At 61.6% G+C, this 18,205-nt stretch carries 18 protein-coding genes; 16 read left to right on the plus strand and 2 right to left on the minus strand.

Annotated elements, in window-relative coordinates; translation table 11 throughout:
* Positions 1-22 precede the first annotated feature (22 nt).
* On the plus strand, positions 23-4,234 hold the full coding sequence (gene rpoC / locus EV665_RS05730; RefSeq protein ID WP_064329847.1) for a DNA-directed RNA polymerase subunit beta': 4,212 nt from the start codon (positions 23-25) through the stop codon (positions 4,232-4,234).
* 61 nt (positions 4,235-4,295) lie between these two features.
* Here rpoC and EV665_RS05735 read toward each other — a convergent pair whose 3' ends face one another.
* On the minus strand, positions 4,296-5,399 hold the full coding sequence (locus tag EV665_RS05735) for a helix-turn-helix transcriptional regulator (RefSeq protein ID WP_133033371.1): 1,104 nt from the start codon (positions 5,397-5,399) through the stop codon (positions 4,296-4,298).
* 212 nt (positions 5,400-5,611) lie between these two features.
* Here EV665_RS05735 and EV665_RS33070 point away from each other — a divergent pair, with 212 nt between their 5' ends.
* From EV665_RS33070 to EV665_RS05750, 3 genes are read left to right on the plus strand one after another with little or no spacing between them, the layout of a single operon-like run.
* Positions 5,612-7,234, plus strand: coding sequence for a calcium-binding protein (locus tag EV665_RS33070; RefSeq protein ID WP_133033372.1), 1,623 nt, complete (start codon positions 5,612-5,614; stop codon positions 7,232-7,234).
* Entirely contained in the window at positions 7,209-7,430 is a 222-nt protein-coding gene (locus tag EV665_RS05745) for a hypothetical protein (protein ID WP_133033373.1), read from the plus strand. The genes EV665_RS33070 and EV665_RS05745 overlap by 26 nt, the downstream gene beginning before the upstream one ends.
* A 32-nt stretch (positions 7,431-7,462) precedes the next feature.
* Complete coding sequence (locus EV665_RS05750; RefSeq protein WP_133033374.1) at positions 7,463-8,512, plus strand: cytochrome-c peroxidase; 1,050 nt, start codon at positions 7,463-7,465, stop codon at positions 8,510-8,512.
* 15 nt (positions 8,513-8,527) lie between these two features.
* Here EV665_RS05750 and EV665_RS05755 read toward each other — a convergent pair whose 3' ends face one another.
* Entirely contained in the window at positions 8,528-8,824 is a 297-nt protein-coding gene (locus EV665_RS05755; RefSeq protein WP_023514254.1) for a hypothetical protein, read from the minus strand.
* Positions 8,825-9,367: 543 nt separating this feature from the next.
* Here EV665_RS05755 and rpsL point away from each other — a divergent pair.
* The 12 genes from rpsL to rpsC all read left to right on the plus strand — a co-directional run bounded on the left by rpsL (position 9,368) and on the right by rpsC (position 18,186).
* Positions 9,368-9,739 carry a 30S ribosomal protein S12 gene (gene rpsL, locus EV665_RS05760; protein ID WP_022719193.1) on the plus strand — a complete coding sequence of 124 codons (372 nt, stop codon included), beginning with the start codon at positions 9,368-9,370 and terminating at the stop codon, positions 9,737-9,739.
* A gap of 55 nt (positions 9,740-9,794) precedes the next feature.
* Entirely contained in the window at positions 9,795-10,265 is a 471-nt protein-coding gene (rpsG, locus tag EV665_RS05765) for a 30S ribosomal protein S7 (protein ID WP_023516514.1), read from the plus strand.
* A 32-nt stretch (positions 10,266-10,297) separates the two neighbouring features.
* Complete coding sequence (gene fusA / locus EV665_RS05770) at positions 10,298-12,397, plus strand: elongation factor G (protein ID WP_133033375.1); 2,100 nt, start codon at positions 10,298-10,300, stop codon at positions 12,395-12,397.
* Between the two features lie 65 nt (positions 12,398-12,462).
* Positions 12,463-13,638: an elongation factor Tu gene (gene tuf, locus EV665_RS05775; RefSeq protein WP_064329838.1), complete on the plus strand. Its 1,176-nt coding sequence runs from the start codon at positions 12,463-12,465 to the stop codon at positions 13,636-13,638.
* Positions 13,639-13,828: 190 nt separating this feature from the next.
* Positions 13,829-14,137, plus strand: coding sequence for a 30S ribosomal protein S10 (gene rpsJ, locus EV665_RS05780; protein WP_003507767.1), 309 nt, complete (start codon positions 13,829-13,831; stop codon positions 14,135-14,137).
* A 158-nt stretch (positions 14,138-14,295) separates the two neighbouring features.
* Positions 14,296-14,979 (plus strand): 50S ribosomal protein L3, encoded by a 684-nt coding sequence (gene rplC / locus EV665_RS05785; RefSeq protein ID WP_024270438.1) that lies wholly within the window; start codon positions 14,296-14,298, stop codon positions 14,977-14,979.
* 12 nt (positions 14,980-14,991) lie between these two features.
* On the plus strand, positions 14,992-15,612 hold the full coding sequence (gene rplD / locus EV665_RS05790) for a 50S ribosomal protein L4 (protein ID WP_064329853.1): 621 nt from the start codon (positions 14,992-14,994) through the stop codon (positions 15,610-15,612).
* A complete protein-coding gene (locus EV665_RS05795) occupies positions 15,609-15,902 on the plus strand; it encodes a 50S ribosomal protein L23 (RefSeq protein WP_064329854.1) in 294 nt (97 codons plus the stop codon). Before rplD ends, EV665_RS05795 begins: the two co-directional genes overlap by 4 nt.
* A 30-nt stretch (positions 15,903-15,932) precedes the next feature.
* Entirely contained in the window at positions 15,933-16,769 is an 837-nt protein-coding gene (gene rplB, locus EV665_RS05800; RefSeq protein ID WP_064329855.1) for a 50S ribosomal protein L2, read from the plus strand.
* Between the two features lie 15 nt (positions 16,770-16,784).
* A complete protein-coding gene (rpsS, locus tag EV665_RS05805) occupies positions 16,785-17,063 on the plus strand; it encodes a 30S ribosomal protein S19 (protein ID WP_023517272.1) in 279 nt (92 codons plus the stop codon).
* Between the two features lie 2 nt (positions 17,064-17,065).
* The gene (rplV, locus tag EV665_RS05810; RefSeq protein ID WP_023514179.1) at positions 17,066-17,455 is read left to right on the plus strand and encodes a 50S ribosomal protein L22; all 390 of its coding nucleotides are present in this window, start codon (positions 17,066-17,068) and stop codon (positions 17,453-17,455) included.
* Entirely contained in the window at positions 17,455-18,186 is a 732-nt protein-coding gene (gene rpsC / locus EV665_RS05815) for a 30S ribosomal protein S3 (protein ID WP_133033376.1), read from the plus strand. The genes rplV and rpsC overlap by 1 nt, the downstream gene beginning before the upstream one ends.
* The last annotated feature ends 19 nt before the right edge of the window (positions 18,187-18,205 follow it).

Raw genomic sequence — 18,205 nt, forward strand, 5'->3', positions numbered from 1 at the left:
TTGGCCCACGAAGGAGATAGGCATGAACCAAGAGGTCATGAACCTTTTCAACCCGCAGGTGCCTGCGCAGACGTTCGATTCCATCCGGATCTCGATCGCGTCTCCGGAAAAAATTCTTTCCTGGTCGTACGGCGAGATCAAGAAGCCGGAAACCATCAACTACCGCACGTTCAAGCCGGAACGCGACGGCCTGTTCTGCGCGCGCATCTTCGGGCCGATCAAGGACTACGAGTGCCTGTGCGGCAAGTACAAGCGCATGAAGTACAAGGGCATCATCTGCGAAAAGTGCGGCGTCGAAGTCACGCTGTCGCGCGTTCGCCGCGAGCGCATGGGCCATATCGAGCTTGCCGCGCCCGTCGCCCATATCTGGTTCCTGAAGTCGCTGCCCTCGCGCATCGCGACGCTCCTCGACATGACGCTGAAGGATGTCGAGCGCGTTCTCTATTTCGAGAACTACATCGTGACTGAGCCGGGCCTGACCGCGCTCAAGGAAAACCAGCTTCTTTCCGAAGAAGAATACATGATCGCCGTCGATGAATATGGTGAAGACCAGTTCACGGCGATGATCGGCGCCGAGGCCATCTACGAGATGCTCGCCTCGATGAACCTTGAGCGGATCGCTGGCGACCTGCGTTCGGATCTGGCGGAAACCACGTCGGATCTGAAGCAGAAGAAGCTGATGAAGCGCCTGAAGATCGTCGAGAACTTCATGGAATCCGGCAACCGTCCGGAATGGATGATCATGAAGGTCGTCCCGGTGATCCCGCCGGACCTGCGTCCGCTGGTCCCGCTGGATGGCGGCCGTTTCGCGACGTCGGACCTCAACGATCTCTACCGCCGCGTCATCAACCGCAACAACCGTCTGAAGCGCCTCATCGAGCTGCGCGCGCCGGGCATCATCATCCGCAACGAGAAGCGCATGCTTCAGGAATCGGTTGATGCCCTGTTCGACAACGGCCGCCGCGGCCGCGTCATCACCGGTGCCAACAAGCGCCCGCTGAAGTCGCTGTCCGACATGCTCAAGGGCAAGCAGGGCCGCTTCCGCCAGAACCTGCTCGGCAAGCGCGTCGACTATTCCGGCCGTTCGGTCATCGTGACCGGCCCGGAACTGAAGCTGCACCAGTGCGGCCTGCCGAAGAAGATGGCGCTCGAACTGTTCAAGCCGTTCATCTATGCCCGCCTCGACGCAAAAGGTTTCTCCTCGACGGTCAAGCAGGCCAAAAAACTCGTAGAGAAAGAAAAGCCGGAAGTCTGGGATATCCTCGACGAGGTCATCCGCGAGCATCCGGTTCTCCTCAACCGCGCACCGACGCTGCACCGCCTGGGCATCCAGGCCTTCGAACCGATCCTGGTCGAAGGCAAGGCGATCCAGTTGCACCCGCTCGTCTGCACGGCCTTCAACGCTGACTTCGACGGCGACCAGATGGCCGTCCACGTTCCGCTTTCGCTGGAAGCCCAGCTTGAAGCGCGCGTGCTGATGATGTCGACGAACAACATCCTGCATCCGGCGAACGGCGCACCGATCATCGTTCCCTCGCAGGACATGGTTCTCGGCCTCTACTATTTGTCGATCATGAACCAGAACGAGCCGGGCGAAGGCATGGCCTTCTCCGACATGGGCGAACTGCACCACGCGCTGGAAAACAAGGTCGTCACGCTGCACGCGAAGATCCGCGGCCGCTACAAGTCGGTCGACGGTGAAGGCAAGGCCTACAGCAAGATCTACGAGACGACGCCCGGCCGCATGATCATCGGCGAGCTGCTGCCGAAGAACGGCAACATCCCGTTCGACATCTGCAACCAGGAAATGACCAAGAAGAACATCTCCAAGATGATCGACACGGTCTACCGTCACTGCGGCCAGAAGGACACGGTCATCTTCTGCGACCGCATCATGCAGCTCGGCTTCGCCCACGCCTGCCGCGCCGGCATCTCGTTCGGCAAGGACGACATGGTCATTCCGGACACCAAGGCGAAGATCGTCGGTGACACCGAAAATCTCGTCAAGGAATACGAGCAGCAGTACAATGACGGCCTGATCACCCAGGGCGAGAAGTACAACAAGGTCGTCGACGCCTGGGGCAAGGCCACCGAAAAGGTCGCGGAAGAGATGATGGCGCGCATCAAGGCCGTCGAATTCGACCCCGCGACCGGCCGCCAGAAGCCGATGAACTCGATCTACATGATGTCGCACTCCGGCGCCCGCGGTTCTCCGAACCAGATGCGCCAGCTGGGCGGCATGCGCGGCCTCATGGCGAAGCCCTCGGGCGAGATCATCGAGACGCCGATCATCTCGAACTTCAAGGAAGGCCTGACCGTGAACGAGTACTTCAACTCGACGCACGGCGCCCGCAAGGGCCTGGCGGACACCGCCTTGAAGACCGCGAATTCCGGTTACCTGACCCGCCGTCTCGTCGACGTCGCGCAGGATTGCATCGTCACGCATGTCGACTGCGGCACCGACAAGGGCCTCACGATGACGGCGATCGTCGATGCCGGCCAGGTCGTGGCTTCGATCGGCACCCGCGTTCTCGGCCGTACGGCGCTCGACGATATCGATCATCCGGTCACGGGTGCGCGCATCGTCGATGCCGGCAAGATGATCCTCGAAGCCGACGTCGTCGAGATCGAGAAGGCTGGCATCCAGTCGATCCGTATCCGTTCGGCGCTGACCTGCGAGATCCAGACCGGCGTCTGCGGCGTCTGCTACGGTCGCGACCTTGCACGTGGCACGCCCGTCAACATGGGCGAGGCCGTCGGCGTCATCGCGGCGCAGTCGATCGGCGAGCCGGGCACCCAGCTCACCATGCGTACCTTCCACCTGGGCGGCACGGCGACCGTGGTCGACCAGTCGTTCCTGGAAGCCTCGTATGAGGGCACGGTGCAGATCAAGAACCGCAACATGCTGCGCAATTCCGACGGCGCACTCGTCGCGATGGGCCGCAACATGGCGATCACCATCCTCGACGAGCGCGGCGTGGAACGCTCTGCGCAGCGCGTCGCCTACGGTTCGAAGATCTTCGTCGACGACGGCGACAAGGTGAAGCGCGGCCAGCGCCTTGCCGAATGGGACCCCTACACCCGTCCGATGATGACGGAAGTGGAAGGCACCGTTCACTTCGAAGACGTGGTCGACGGCATCTCGGTCCTGGAATCGACGGACGAATCCACCGGCATCACCAAGCGCTCGGTCATCGACTGGCGCTCGACGCCGCGCGGGACGGACCTGAAGCCGGCCATCGTCATCAAGGACAAGAACGGCGCCGTCGCCAAATTGTCCCGTGGCGGCGAAGCCCGCTTCCTGCTCTCGGTCGACGCGATCCTCTCGGTCGAGCCGGGCCAGAAGGTCTCCCAGGGTGACGTTCTTGCCCGCTCGCCGCTGGAAAGCGCCAAGACCAAGGACATCACCGGCGGTCTGCCGCGCGTTGCCGAACTGTTCGAAGCCCGTCGTCCGAAGGACCACGCCATCATCGCCGAGATCGATGGTACCGTCCGCTTCGGCCGCGACTACAAGAACAAGCGTCGCGTGACGATCGAGCCGGCGGAAGACGGTGTCGAGCCGGTCGAGTACCTGATCCCGAAGGGCAAGCCCTTCCACCTTCAGGACGGCGACTATATCGAAAAGGGTGACTACATCCTCGACGGCAACCCGGCGCCGCACGACATCCTGGCGATCAAGGGCGTGGAAGCACTCGCTTCCTACCTCGTGAACGAAATCCAGGAAGTCTACCGTCTGCAGGGCGTCGTGATCAACGACAAGCACATCGAGGTGATCGTTCGCCAGATGCTGCAGAAGGTCGAGATCACGGATGCAGGTGACAGCACCTACATCGTCGGCGACAATGTCGACCGGATCGAGCTGGAAGACGTCAACGACGCCCTGATCGAGGAAGGCAAGAAGCCGGCCTATGGCGAACCGGTCCTTCTCGGTATCACCAAGGCGTCGCTGCAGACCCCGTCCTTCATCTCGGCCGCCTCGTTCCAGGAGACCACCAAGGTCCTCACGGAAGCGGCGATCGCCGGCAAGACCGACGGCCTGCAGGGCCTCAAGGAAAACGTCATCGTCGGCCGCCTCATCCCGGCCGGCACGGGCGGCACCATGACCCAGATCCGCCGCATCGCGACGGCCCGCGACGAGATGATCCTCGACGAGCGCCGCAAGTCGACAGGCGCCGGCGTCGCCACCCCGATGCTGGCGGACCTCGCCGGCGGCGAGGGTGCGGCAGCCGAATAAGGCTGGATCACGTGAAAAATGTAAAACGCCGGGCGATGAGCCCGGCGTTTTCGTTTCAGCGTCATCCGCTGTGGAAGCGGACAAGCAGGACGCAGAGTTCCGATTGCTTTGCTGTTCCCGTCTTCTGGAAAACCTGCTTCAGCCGCTGCCGTGCCGTCTCGAAGGTGATGCCGAGGCCGGTTGCCGCGTCGGTGAGCGACAGGCCACCACCCAGCGCCGCCGCAAGCCGCGTCTCGGCGGGCGTCAGGCGGAAGAGGCGGGCAAACTCCGCGAGATCGCTGGAGGGTGGCGGAGCTGAGAGGTTGGTCAGCCGCAGCAGGATTTGTGGGCGCGGGGCCAGGAGTCGCTGGACGGGATCCGCGGGCAGCCGGATCAGCGACAGCAACCACTTGCTGCTGCCGTCATCCCAGCCGATGCGACATGCTTCGCTGAGCGGGGAGGAGGTCAGTACTCTGACCCGATGGGCAACCCGTTCCGACAGGGCCTTGTCGCGAAAGCGCAATCGCCCGTGCCGCGAGCCGGCAAGGGCATCCTGCCGCAGCAGGCCCGCCGCCTCGGTATTGGCTTCGATGATGCGCATGGAATGGTCGACGACCAGCGCCGGCCCCTCGCCATGGCCAACGAGCGCCGCCCGTGCGGCCACGTCGCCTCCGGTTCGTTGCAGGGTGCGGGATATGCGGATCGCTCGTTCGAGCGGACCGCGAAGCCGCGTCAGGATTTCGGTGGAGGCTTCGGCATAGTGCGCGATATGGCTTTCCGGTGCCTGCATCGGGAGGTAGATCGTATCGGTCGGGCTTGCATCCAGTTTTAAGCCGATACCCGCGGTGCATTTCTCGGCCCTGAGCAGCCAGTCGTTGTAAAATTCAGTACTGCGGATGTTCTTGACAGGGAACATGGTTTCGGAGCTGAGGATTTCACCGCTTTTCAATGCCGTCCAGCGCTGCTGGTAAGGGTTGATAAAGGCATAGTACTCTGAATAGCTAGCAATCAGTGATGGATCGATGTTCCAGGAGACGGCGTGGTTCACGCGGCCATGCAGGAAATCCTGATTGACCAGCGCGAAGTAGGCGTTTGGAAATTCGGCGTTGAGAAGGCGGAGCGCCAGTTCCCATGGTTCCGCGCCAATGGCGGCAAGCTCCAGCGCTTCGCCGACCTCCGTCGCCACGGTCGCAATCCTGTGTTCGTCGAAAGCCTCTCCCAATCGGTTTCTCCGCCCTCGTCCGGCTGCTCTTTCTATCAAGGGTAGCTTATTCACGCAGAAGGTCAATTTTGAGATGGCGCGCAACTCCCAAATGGGGGTCGCGGTACCCACCCGTTTTGTTCCATGTTGGATTGAAGGACGGAGAACGACCGAGGGGTGGTCGATCCTTGCGGCCCATGGTGCACGGCAACCCTCGGGTTGCGTTGCACGCAGGACCGTTGGACATTCGGTGCATGCCCGCCCGGCTGTGGCCGGGACCACGCGCTTTCTCCATCCTCAAGGCGAAGCATCGACGGCGCCGAAGCCTGTCGGCTGGAAGGAGAAAAGGCATGGCAAACATCACATTCGGCAAGGCCCTCACGGACTGGGGGTGGCTGGAAGATTTCTACGATATGAAAACGCTGAAACTGGTCTCGAAGACGGCCACCAAGGCCGTTTTTCGCGATGGTGATGGCGATCAGATCGTTCTCACCGGCAAGGGACTCACATTCAAGGGCGACCTTGCGACGAAGGGGACGGTGACGGGCGCCGACTTCATCGCCGGCTCCGGCGACAAGTACCTGACCTTCACCAAGGGAGACTTCGAGGCCAAGGAGCTTCTCCTCGAAATCGTGAAGAACAAGGATTTTTATGGCCTTCTTTCGGACCTGACGGCGGGCGACGATGTCATCACCGGTGGCGGCAGCGGTGATGACATCATCATCGGGAAAAATGCCGGCGATGACCGCATCCTCGGTGGCGGTGGCGACGATTTCATCAAGGGCTCGGCCGGCGACAACTACATGGACGGCGGCAAGGGCTGGGATGATCTAAGCTACGAAGAGACCTACTACGACAAGGGCAATGCCAAAAAAGGCATCGTTCTCGATGCGACCAAGGGGACCGTCCAGAACAGCTGGGGCGGAACCGACAAAATCAAGAATTTCGAGGGATATCGCGGCTCCCACAATAGCGACAAGTTCATCGGAGCCAGCAAGGACGAATCGTTCATGGGCTTTGCCGGCAAGGACGACATCGACGGCGGCAAGGGTTTCGATGAGGTCTATTATCACAGAGACCAGAAATTCGGAGGGAAGAAAGGCATCGTCGTCGATCTGGAAAAGGGGACGATCAAGGACGGTTTTGGCAGCACGGATACGGTGAAGAATATCGAAGCCGTCTTCGGCACATTCTTCAACGACAAGTTCAAAGGCGACGCGAAGGATAATCACTTCCGAGGCCTCAGCGGCAAGGACAGTTTCGACGGCGGCAAGGGATCCGATACGATCAATTTCCACTTCTGGGATGATCTCGGCCAGAAGGGTGCTGTCGTCGATCTGCGCAAGACGACCAACAACATCCTGAACGACGGTTTCGGCAACAGGGAAACGGCCAAGAACATCGAAAACCTTGAAGGCTCGGATTTCGCCGACGACTTCACGTTGGGCAAGGCCGACGGCTATGTCGATGGTCGTGGCGGTGACGATCGGCTGGTTGCGGGGGCGGGAGAGAACTGGATGCGCGGCGGGGACGGCGCGGATATGTTCGTCTTCCTTTCCGCCAAGCACTCAACCGCCTTGAAGAACGATATCATCAGCGACTTCAACCGCAAGGAAGGGGATCGGATCGACGTCTCGAAGGTCGCCGATTTCGACTTCATCGGCAAAAAGGGCTTCACCGGCGCCGGAAACGAACTGAACTATGCCGTCAAGAAGGGGGAAACGTTCATTTCAGGCGATATAGACGGCGACAAAAAGGCTGATTTCGTCGTCAAGCTCGATGGCAAACATACGCTTGTCGAGGGTGATTTCATCCTTTGACGATCCGGCCGCATCGACCAGCACGATGCTGATGGAACCTTGGCCGGCGGCGAGGACGCTGATGCCGAGTAAAAAGCTGCCACTTTTGACGATTGAAAAGGCCGCCCGAAATATTTCGGGCGGCTTTTTGTTTATGCGCAAGGACAGGGCAGGGCGGCTTGATCTGGCGCAAGTGGCAAGATTGGAGCGGTTCTAAAGTCCATTCGTACCCAACGAATGGAGGTAGCCATGAAAATCCTGCTGGCGACGGTCACCGCATCGGTCATTGCGACCGCGGCCCTTGCCGCCGATCCGGTTCCGGCCGATCTGCGCGCGACGGCGCTCGACATCTTCAAGCCCTTGCCGTCGACCTATCCGGCGGTCAGCGACAATCCGATCACGCCGGAGAAGATCGATCTCGGCAAGGCGCTGTTCTTCGATCCACGGCTTTCGGCCTCGGGCGTCTTCTCGTGCAATTCCTGTCACAACCTGGCGACGGGCGGCGACGACAACCTGGAAACCTCGATCGGCCATGGCTGGCAGAAGGGACCGCGCAACTCGCCGACGGCGCTGAATGCCGTCTTCAACGAGGCCCAGTTCTGGGACGGGCGCGCGGAAGACCTGAAGGCGCAGGCGAAGGGGCCGATCCAGGCGGGCGTCGAGATGGCCAATACGCCCAACCAGGTCGTCGCGACGCTGAAGTCGATGCCGAAATATGTCGAGTGGTTCACCGCGGCCTTCCCGGGCGAAGCCGACCCGGTGACCTTCGACAACATGGCCAAGGCCATCGAGGCCTTCGAGGCGACCCTGATCACGCCGGCCGCCTTCGACGCCTATCTCAACGGCGACGAGGGTGCGATGACGGTGGAGCAGAAAGAGGGGCTTGCGCTCTTCATCGACAAGGGCTGCGCGTCGTGTCACAGCGGCATCAATCTCGGCGGCAACGGCTATTACCCGTTCGGCCTCATCGAGAAGCCCGGCGCCGAGGTGCTGCCGGAGAACGACAAGGGCCGCTTTGCCGTGACGGCGACGGCGGACGATTCCTATGTCTTCCGCGCCGCGCCGCTGCGCAACGTCACGCTGACCGCGCCGTATTTCCACTCGGGCAAGGTGTGGAACCTGAAGCAGGCCGTCGCGATCATGGGCACCTCGCAGCTCGGCGAGGACCTGGCGGATGCCGACGTGGACCGGATCGTCGCCTTCCTCGGCACGCTGGAAGGCCGGATGCCCGACGTGGTCTATCCGGTGCTGCCGGCAGAGACGGATGACACGCCCCTGCCGAGCGGCGAAATCAAGTAAGGAAGCGGGCGGTCATCAGGCAAACCGGATGATCGCCACTTCTCCTTCGAGCGCGCCCTTGTAGGCGGAGGCATGCGGCTCGTCTTCCGGCACGCCCGTCAGGGTGCCGATCTGGTCCAGGTCGGCTTCCAGGAAGCCTTCCTCGGAGAGCGCATTCAGCGCCTCGCGCACGGCGGTGTCGTCGTCGGGCGCGCGCAGCATGACGTGGATGTCGATGCCCTCGTCGCCCTCGCGCTCATAGGCCTTGCCGATGATGATGAAGACCATCGGGTCGTCGAGCGTATTGTTGTCGTTGTCGGCATTGGCCGCCATGGCGGGCTCCTTTCGGGTCGATGATGCCGGTTCTATAAAGGCTAGGGCGGCAAGGCCCAAATGCAAAATCGGCGGGCGCACCAAAAGGTGATTCCCAGATACGCTCGCCGCGCACCATCGCGCGCAGTTGATTCCGTCTTCACGCTTCCTTAATGTTCTCCGGCGATGGCTGGTGCAGCCGGTATGCACCCCGAAAGGGGTAGGGGAGGCCGCCGAAAGCCCTGCTTTTCAGGCAGGCCAGCCATTCCGCCCCAGGATTCTTTCGCCCCGCCCCTTGACCTTTTGCCCTTAAGTCAGTAGACCGCACGCCATCAGAGCCTATGTGAGGCTGGCTGGTTCGGAACGACTCGTTCTGAAGTTCGCCTCAAACAGGGCTCGACGCACGTTGAGAACATGAATGCTGCACGCATGACGCTGATATGGCGTCCTCTGCCTATGGAGGTCATCCGCAAAAGCGGAGTGGCCTTTTATTGCGCATGAACACGCGTGTGGCCATGTATCCGCCCGCAAGGGTAACGAGACACGATTGCAAGGGATGGTTCTATGCCTACCGTAAACCAGTTGATCCGCAAGCCGCGCCAGGCGTCGGTAAAGCGCAACAAGGTTCCTGCTCTGCAGGAAAACCCCCAGAAGCGCGGCGTATGCACCCGCGTCTATACGACGACCCCGAAGAAGCCGAACTCGGCTCTGCGTAAGGTCGCCAAGATCCGCCTGACCAATGGCTTCGAAGTCATCGGCTACATCCCGGGCGAAGGTCACAACCTGCAGGAACACTCCGTCGTCATGATCCGTGGCGGCCGCGTGAAGGACCTTCCGGGTGTGCGCTACCACATCATCCGCGGCGTTCTCGACACCCAGGGCGTCAAGAACCGCAAGCAGCGCCGCTCCAAGTACGGCGCGAAGCGTCCGAAATAATACAGTAACCGGCGCCATTTCGCTGGTCAGACCCTTTTAAGGAAAGACGAAAAGTATGTCCCGTCGCCATAGAGCAGAAAAGCGCGAGATCAATCCGGACCCGAAGTTCGGCGATCTCGTCGTCACCAAGTTCATGAACGCCATCATGCTGGACGGCAAGAAGTCCGTCGCCGAAACGATCGTTTACGGCGCCTTCGATGTCGTTCAGGGCAAGGCAAAGGCCGATCCGCTCGGCGTGTTCCATTCGGCTCTCGACAACGTCGCGCCGCACGTCGAAGTGCGCTCGCGCCGCGTTGGTGGTGCGACGTACCAGGTTCCGGTCGATGTTCGTCCGGAGCGCCGTCAGGCTCTGGCCATCCGCTGGCTGATCGCCGCTGCCCGCAAGCGTAACGAAACGACCATGGTCGAGCGCCTCTCCGGCGAACTCATGGACGCAGCGAACAATCGCGGCAGCGCGGTCAAGAAGCGCGAAGACACGCACAAGATGGCCGACGCCAACCGTGCCTTCTCGCACTACCGCTGGTAACCGAAACTAGACGTCTCGAAAGGAGTCCGTTAATGGCTCGCGAATACAAAATCGAAGACTACCGAAATTTCGGTATCATGGCGCATATCGACGCCGGCAAGACGACGACGACCGAGCGCATCCTCTACTACACCGGCAAGTCCCACAAGATCGGCGAAGTCCATGACGGCGCCGCCACGATGGACTGGATGGAGCAGGAGCAGGAACGCGGCATCACGATCACGTCGGCCGCCACGACGACCTTCTGGAAGGGCCGTGACGGCAAGACCCGCCGCTTCAACATCATCGACACCCCCGGCCACGTCGACTTCACCATCGAAGTCGAGCGTTCGCTGCGCGTTCTCGACGGTGCGATCGCCCTTCTCGACGCCAACGCAGGCGTAGAGCCGCAGACGGAAACCGTCTGGCGCCAGGCCGAGAAGTACAACGTTCCGCGCATGATCTTCTGCAACAAGATGGACAAGACCGGCGCGGACTTCTACCGCTCGGTGTCCATGATCAAGTCGCGCCTCGGTGCGACCGCCGTCGTCATGCAGTTGCCGATCGGCGCTGAAAGCGACTTCAAGGGCGTCGTCGACCTGATCGAGATGAACGCCCTCGTCTGGCGCGATGAATCGCTCGGCGCCCAGTGGGACGTCGTCGAGATCCCGGAAGACATGAAGGAAAAGGCCGAGGAGTACCGCGAGAAGCTCATCGAGACCGTCGTCGAGATCGACGAGGCCGCGATGGAAGCCTATCTCGAAGGCAACTACCCGGACAACGACAAGATCCGCGAACTCGTTCGCCGCGGCACCATCGACGTGAAGTTCCACCCGATGTTCTGCGGTACTGCGTTCAAGAACAAGGGCGTTCAGCCGCTGCTCGACGCCGTCGTCGACTACCTGCCGTCCCCGGCGGACATCCCGGCGATCAAGGGTATCGACGTGAAGACGGAAGCCGAGATCGAGCGTCACGCCGATGACGCCGAGCCGCTCTCCATGCTCGCCTTCAAGATCATGAACGACCCCTTCGTCGGTTCGCTCACCTTCGCCCGCATCTATTCCGGCAAGCTCGAAAAGGGCACGTCGGTCATGAACACGGTCAAGGAAAAGCGCGAGCGCGTCGGCCGCATGCTGCAGATGCACTCCAACTCGCGTGAAGACATTGAAGAAGCCTTCGCGGGCGACATCGTCGCTCTCGCCGGCCTCAAGGACACGACGACGGGCGACACGCTCTGCGATCCCCTGAAGCCGGTCATCCTCGAGCGCATGGAATTCCCCGAGCCGGTCATCCAGATCGCGATCGAGCCGAAGACCAAGAACGACCAGGAAAAGATGGGCCTCGCGCTCAATCGCCTCGCCGCCGAAGACCCGTCCTTCCGCGTCAAGACCGACGAGGAATCCGGCCAGACGATCATCGCGGGCATGGGTGAACTTCACCTCGACATCATCGTCGACCGCATGCGTCGCGAGTTCAAGGTCGAAGCCAATGTCGGCGCCCCCCAGGTCGCCTACCGCGAGACGATCACGCGCAAGACCGAAAAGGACTACACGCACAAGAAGCAGACCGGTGGTACCGGCCAGTTCGCCCGCGTGAAGCTCGTGTTCGAACCGAACCCGGATGGCGAAGATTTCCTCTTCGAATCCAAGATCGTCGGCGGTGCTGTTCCGAAGGAATACATCCCGGGCGTCCAGAAGGGTATCGAAAGCGTTCTGTCCTCGGGTCCGCTCGCGGGCTTCCCGATGCTCGGCGTCAAGGCGACGCTCATCGACGGCGCTTTCCACGACGTCGACTCCTCGGTCCTCGCCTTCGAAATCGCATCGCGTGCCTGCTTCCGTGAAGCATCCCGTGAAGCCGGCGCCCAGTTGCTGGAACCGATGATGAAGGTCGAAGTCGTGACGCCGGAAGACTATGTCGGCGACGTCATCGGCGACCTGAACTCCCGCCGTGGCCAGATCCAGGGCCAGGAATCGCGCGGCGTCGCCGTGGTGATCTCCGCCAACGTGCCGCTGGCCAACATGTTCAAGTACGTGGACAACCTGCGCTCGATGTCGCAGGGCCGCGCCCAGTACTCGATGGTCTTCGACCACTATGCGCCGGTTCCCTCGAACGTCGCGCAGGAAATCCAGGCAAAGTACTCCGGTCAGAAGTGACCGGGGTGCGCCCCCAAACATTCGTATGAATTTCCCTTTGCGGGATCAGGAACGGAGAGCCGGAAATGGCAAAAGGTAAGTTTGAGCGCACTAAGCCTCACGTAAACATCGGCACGATCGGCCACGTTGACCATGGCAAGACGTCGCTGACGGCAGCGATCACGAAGTATTTCGGCGAGTTCAAGGCGTATGACCAGATCGACGCCGCCCCGGAAGAAAAGGCCCGCGGCATCACCATCTCGACGGCGCACGTCGAGTACGAGACGCCGAACCGCCACTATGCGCACGTCGACTGCCCCGGCCACGCCGACTACGTCAAGAACATGATCACCGGTGCTGCCCAGATGGACGGCGCGATCCTGGTCTGCTCTGCCGCTGACGGCCCGATGCCGCAGACCCGCGAGCACATCCTGCTCGCCCGCCAGGTCGGCGTTCCCGCCATCGTCGTGTTCCTCAACAAGGTCGACCAGGTCGACGACGCCGAGCTGCTCGAGCTCGTCGAGCTGGAAGTGCGCGAACTTCTGTCGTCCTACGACTTCCCGGGCGACGACATTCCGATCATCAAGGGCTCGGCTCTGGCCGCGCTCGAAGATTCGGACAAGAAGATCGGCGAAGACGCGATCCGCGAGCTGATGGCCGCCGTCGACAGCTACATCCCGACGCCGGAGCGTCCGATCGACCAGCCGTTCCTGATGCCGATCGAAGACGTGTTCTCGATCTCGGGCCGCGGCACGGTTGTCACGGGCCGCGTCGAGCGCGGTATCGTCAAGGTCGGTGAGGAAATCGAGATCGTCGGCATCCGCCCGACGACGAAGACGACCTGCACGGGCGTGGAAATGTTCCGCAAGCTGCTCGACCAGGGCCAGGCCGGCGACAACATCGGTGCGCTGCTGCGCGGTGTGAACCGTGACGGCGTCGAGCGTGGCCAGATCCTGTGCAAGCCGGGTTCGGTCAAGCCGCACAAGAAGTTCAAGGCCGAAGCCTACATCCTGACGAAGGAAGAAGGCGGCCGTCATACGCCGTTCTTCACGAACTACCGTCCGCAGTTCTACTTCCGCACGACGGACGTGACGGGCATCGTGACGCTGCCGGAAGGCACGGAAATGGTGATGCCGGGCGACAACGTGACGGTCGATGTCGAGCTGATCGTTCCGATCGCGATGGAAGAAAAGCTGCGCTTCGCGATCCGCGAAGGCGGCCGCACCGTCGGCGCCGGCATCGTCGCCTCGATCGTCGAATAAGACGTAAGGCCTGAGGCCGCTGAAATAGGAAGGGCAGGGTTCCGATCCTGCCCCTCCGGTCTTTGAAAATTTAGCGGACTGGCCTTTCGGCAATTGTGTTTTCGTGTGCGTTCCTTTATGGGAACCGCCAGAATCAAAAAGCGCGCTTTCCCAAGAGAATCGCGCGGATAACGAACTAAGGAAAAGTCGTATGAACGGCCAGAACATCCGCATCCGCCTCAAGGCGTTTGACCACCGGATCCTTGATGCCTCCACGCGTGAGATCGTGTCGACGGCAAAGCGCACCGGCGCAAGCGTCCGCGGTCCCGTTCCGCTCCCGACCCGTATTGAAAAGTTCACGGTCAACCGCTCGCCCCACGTCGACAAGAAGAGCCGTGAGCAGTTCGAGATGCGCACCCACAAGCGCCTGCTCGACATCGTAGATCCGACGCCGCAGACCGTTGACGCTCTCATGAAGCTCGACCTTGCGGCCGGTGTAGACGTAGAGATCAAGCTCTAAGTCCGGCGCAAGCCGAAATAACAAGGAAGGTACGTGGCGTAAGCCGACGTCTTCTGAAAACGGGAAACCCGACGGCGAAGAAGCCCGAGTGGAATCCTTAAACCAAGAGGCATGACGGGACGTCACGCTCCCGCCAGGACTTCTAAGAGGATTGAACCATGCGTTCAGGTGTGATTGCACAGAAAGTAGGGATGACTCGCGTCTATAATGACGCAGGTGAGCACATCCCTGTAACAGTATTGCGACTGGACAACGTCCAGGTCGTTGCCCAGCGCACGCAGGACAAGAACGGCTACACGGCCGTCCAGCTCGGCGCCGGCTCTTCCAAGGTGAAGAACACGGCAAAGGCACTGCGCGGCCAGTTCGCCGCCGCAAGCGTCGAGCCGAAGGCCAAGCTCGTCGAGTTCCGCGTTTCGGAAGACAACCTCATCGAGATCGGTGCGGAACTGACCGCCAGCCATTTCGTCGCGGGCCAGCTCGTCGACGTCACCGGCACCACGATCGGTAAGGGTTTCGCCGGTGCCATGAAGCGCCACAACTTCGGCGGTCTTCGTGCAACGCACGGCGTCTCCGTCTCGCACCGCTCGCACGGTTCGACCGGTAACAACCAGGACCCGGGCAAGGTCTGGAAGGGCAAGCGCATGGCCGGCCACATGGGCCAGACGCGCGTCACCACCCAGAACCTCGAAGTCGTCTCCACCGACGAAGAGCGCGGTCTCATCCTCGTCAAGGGCGCAGTCCCGGGCTCCAAGGGCGCCTGGATCGTCGTTCGTGACGCCGTCAAGTCCGGCACCCCGTCCGACGCGCCGCGTCCGGCCGCCGTGCGCGCCGCAGCCAAGTAAGGGAGCCTGATCATGGATCTCAAAGTCACGACCCTCGACGGGAAGGACGCCGGCAAGGTCTCCCTCTCCGACGCGATCTTCGGCCTGGAGCCGCGCGAAGACATCATCGCCCGCGTCATCCGCTGGCAGCTCGCCAAGAAGCAGCAGGGCACGCACCAGTCGCTGACACGCGGTGAAGTTTCCCGCACCGGCGCCAAGATGTACAAGCAGAAGGGTACGGGCCGCGCTCGTCACCATTCGGCGCGCGCTCCGCAGTTCCGCGGCGGTGCCAAGGCTCACGGCCCGGTATCCCGCAGCCACGCCCACGACCTGCCCAAGCAGGTTCGCGCGCTCGGCCTGCGTCACGCCCTCTCGGCCAAGATCAAGGCTGACGACGTCATCATCGTTGACGACCTCGTCGCCGCGGAAGCAAAGACGAAGGCTCTGGCCGGCGCATTTGCTTCGCTCGGCCTCACCAATGCCCTCTTCATCGGCGGCGCAGAACTTGACGGCAACTTCAAGCTCGCAGCACGCAACATCCCGAACGTGGATGTTCTTCCGATCCAGGGCATCAATGTTTACGACATCCTGCGCCGCGGCAAGCTCGTGCTCTCCAAGGCTGCTGTAGAAGCCCTCGAGGAGCGGTTCAAATGACGGATCTTCGCCACTACGATGTGATCGTATCCCCCTCGATCACCGAAAAGTCGACGCTGGTCTCCGAAAACAACCAGATCGTCTTCAACGTTGCCAAGCGCGCTTCCAAGCCTGAAATCAAGGCTGCGGTCGAAGCACTCTTCGGCGTCAAGGTCACGGCTGTGAACACGCTCGTCCGCAAGGGCAAGATCAAGCGTTTCCGCGGCTTTTCCGGCCGGCAGGGAGATGTCAAGAAGGCTATCGTCACGCTCGCTGACGGTCAGTCCATCGACGTCTCCACCGGGCTCTAATCGGGCAGTCGGATAAAAGGAAACAGAAAAATGGCATTGAAAAGCTACAACCCGACCACTCCGAGCCAGCGCCAGCTGGTCATCGTCGACCGGTCGGGCCTTTACAAGGGCAAGCCCGTAAAGGCTCTGACCGAAGGTCTCTCCAAGAGCGGTGGCCGTAACAACCTCGGTCGCATCACGGCCCGCTTCATCGGCGGCGGTCACAAGCGCACCTACCGTCTCGTCGACTTCAAGCGTCGCAAGTTCGACGTCGAGGGCACGGTCGAGCGTCTGGAATACGACCCGAACCGCACGGCGTTCATCGCTCTGGTGAACTATGCCGACGGCGAGCAGGCCTATATCCTGGCCCCGCAGCGCCTGGCAGCCGGCGACAAGGTCATCGCCTCCAACAAGGCGGTTGACGTCAAGCCCGGCAACACCATGCCGCTGCAGTACATCCCGGTTGGTTCGATCGTTCACAACGTCGAGATGAAGCCGGGCAAGGGCGGCCAGATCGCCCGCTCCGCCGGCACCTTCGTCCAGCTCGTCGGTCGCGACCAGGGCATGGCGATCCTTCGCCTGAACTCCGGCGAACAGCGCCTGGTTCACTCGTCCTGCCTTGCAACGGTCGGCGCCGTGTCGAACCCGGACCACGGCAACATCAACGACGGCAAGGCCGGTCGTACCCGCTGGCGCGGCAAGACCCCGCACAACCGCGGTGTCGTCATGAACCCCGTCGACCACCCGCACGGTGGTGGTGAAGGCCGCACCTCCGGTGGTCGTCACCCGGTATCCCCGTGGGGCAAGCCCACCAAGGGCAAGCGTACCCGCTCGAACAAGTCGACCGACAAGTTCATCATGCGCTCGCGCCACTTGAAGAAGAAGTAAGAGAGGTAGTCAGGAATGGCTCGTTCAGTATGGAAAGGCCCGTTTGTTGACGGCTATCTTCTCAAGAAGGCTGAGAAGGTTCGTGAAGGCGGTCGCAGCGAAGTGATCAAGATCTGGAGCCGTCGCTCCACGATCCTGCCGCAGTTCGTCGGTCTCACCTTCGGCGTCTACAATGGCTCGAAGCACATCCCGGTGGCCGTCAACGAAGACATGGTCGGCCACAAGTTTGGTGAATTCGCTCCCACCCGGACCTACTATGGTCATGGTGCGGACAAGAAGGCGAAGAGGAAGTAACGATGGGTAAGGCTAAAGCCGAACGTCGGCTGAAGGATAACGAGGCGCAGGCCATCGCGCGCACGATCCGCGTCAGCCCCCAGAAGCTCAACCTGCTTGCTGCGCTCATCCGCGGCAAGAAGGTCGACCGGGCTCTCGCCGAGCTCGAGTTCTCGCGCAAGCGTAGCGCCGAGACCGTCAAGAAGACGCTCGAGTCTGCGATCGCCAACGCAGAAAACAACCACGACCTCGACGTTGACTCGCTCATCGTCGCTGAGGCGTATGTCGGCAAGTCGATCGTCATGAAGCGTTTCGCCGCTCGTGGCCGCGGCCGTGCATCGCGGATCGAGAAGCCTTTCTCGCATCTGACGATCGTCGTCCGTGAAGTCGAAGCCAAAGGGGAGGCCGCATAATGGGCCAGAAGATTAATCCGATCGGTTTCCGCCTCGGCATCAACCGTACCTGGGACAGCCGTTGGTTCGCCGACAACGCCGAATACGGCCAGCTGCTCCACGAAGACCTGAAGATCCGCAAGTTCGTTCAGGACGAGCTGAAGCAGGGCGGTATCGCCAAGGTCGTCATCGAGCGCCCGCACAAGAAGTGCCGCGTCACGATCCACTCGGCTCGCCCGGGTCTGATCATCGGCAAGAAGGGTGCGGACATCGAGAAGCTCCGCAAGAAGCTTTCCGAGATGACGAACTCCGAAACGCACCTCAACATCGTTGAAGTGCGCAAGCCGGAAGTCGACGCGACCCTCGTTGCCCAGTCGATCGCCCAGCAGCTCGAACGCCGCGTGGCTTTCCGCCGTGCGATGAAGCGCGCTGTCCAGTCCGCGATGCGTCTTGGCGCCGAAGGCATCAAGATCACCTGCGCCGGCCGTCTCGGCGGTGCGGAAATCGCCCGTACGGAATGGTACCGCGAAGGTCGCGTTCCGCTTCACACGCTGCGTGCGGACATCGACTACGGTACGGCGGAAGCCGAAACCGCATTCGGCATCTGCGGCATCAAGGTCTGGATCTTCAAGGGCGAAATCCTTGAGCACGACCCGATGGCCTCGGAGCGTCGCGCAAGCGAAAGTGACAGCCAGGGTCCCGCAAGCCGTGAACGCGGCGACCGCGGCGACCGTCGTCGTGAAAACGCGTAACAGTCGCGTTTGGCAGCCA

It is taken from the genome of Shinella granuli, from assembly GCF_004341885.1.
Classification (GTDB): Bacteria; Pseudomonadota; Alphaproteobacteria; order Rhizobiales; family Rhizobiaceae; genus Shinella; species Shinella granuli.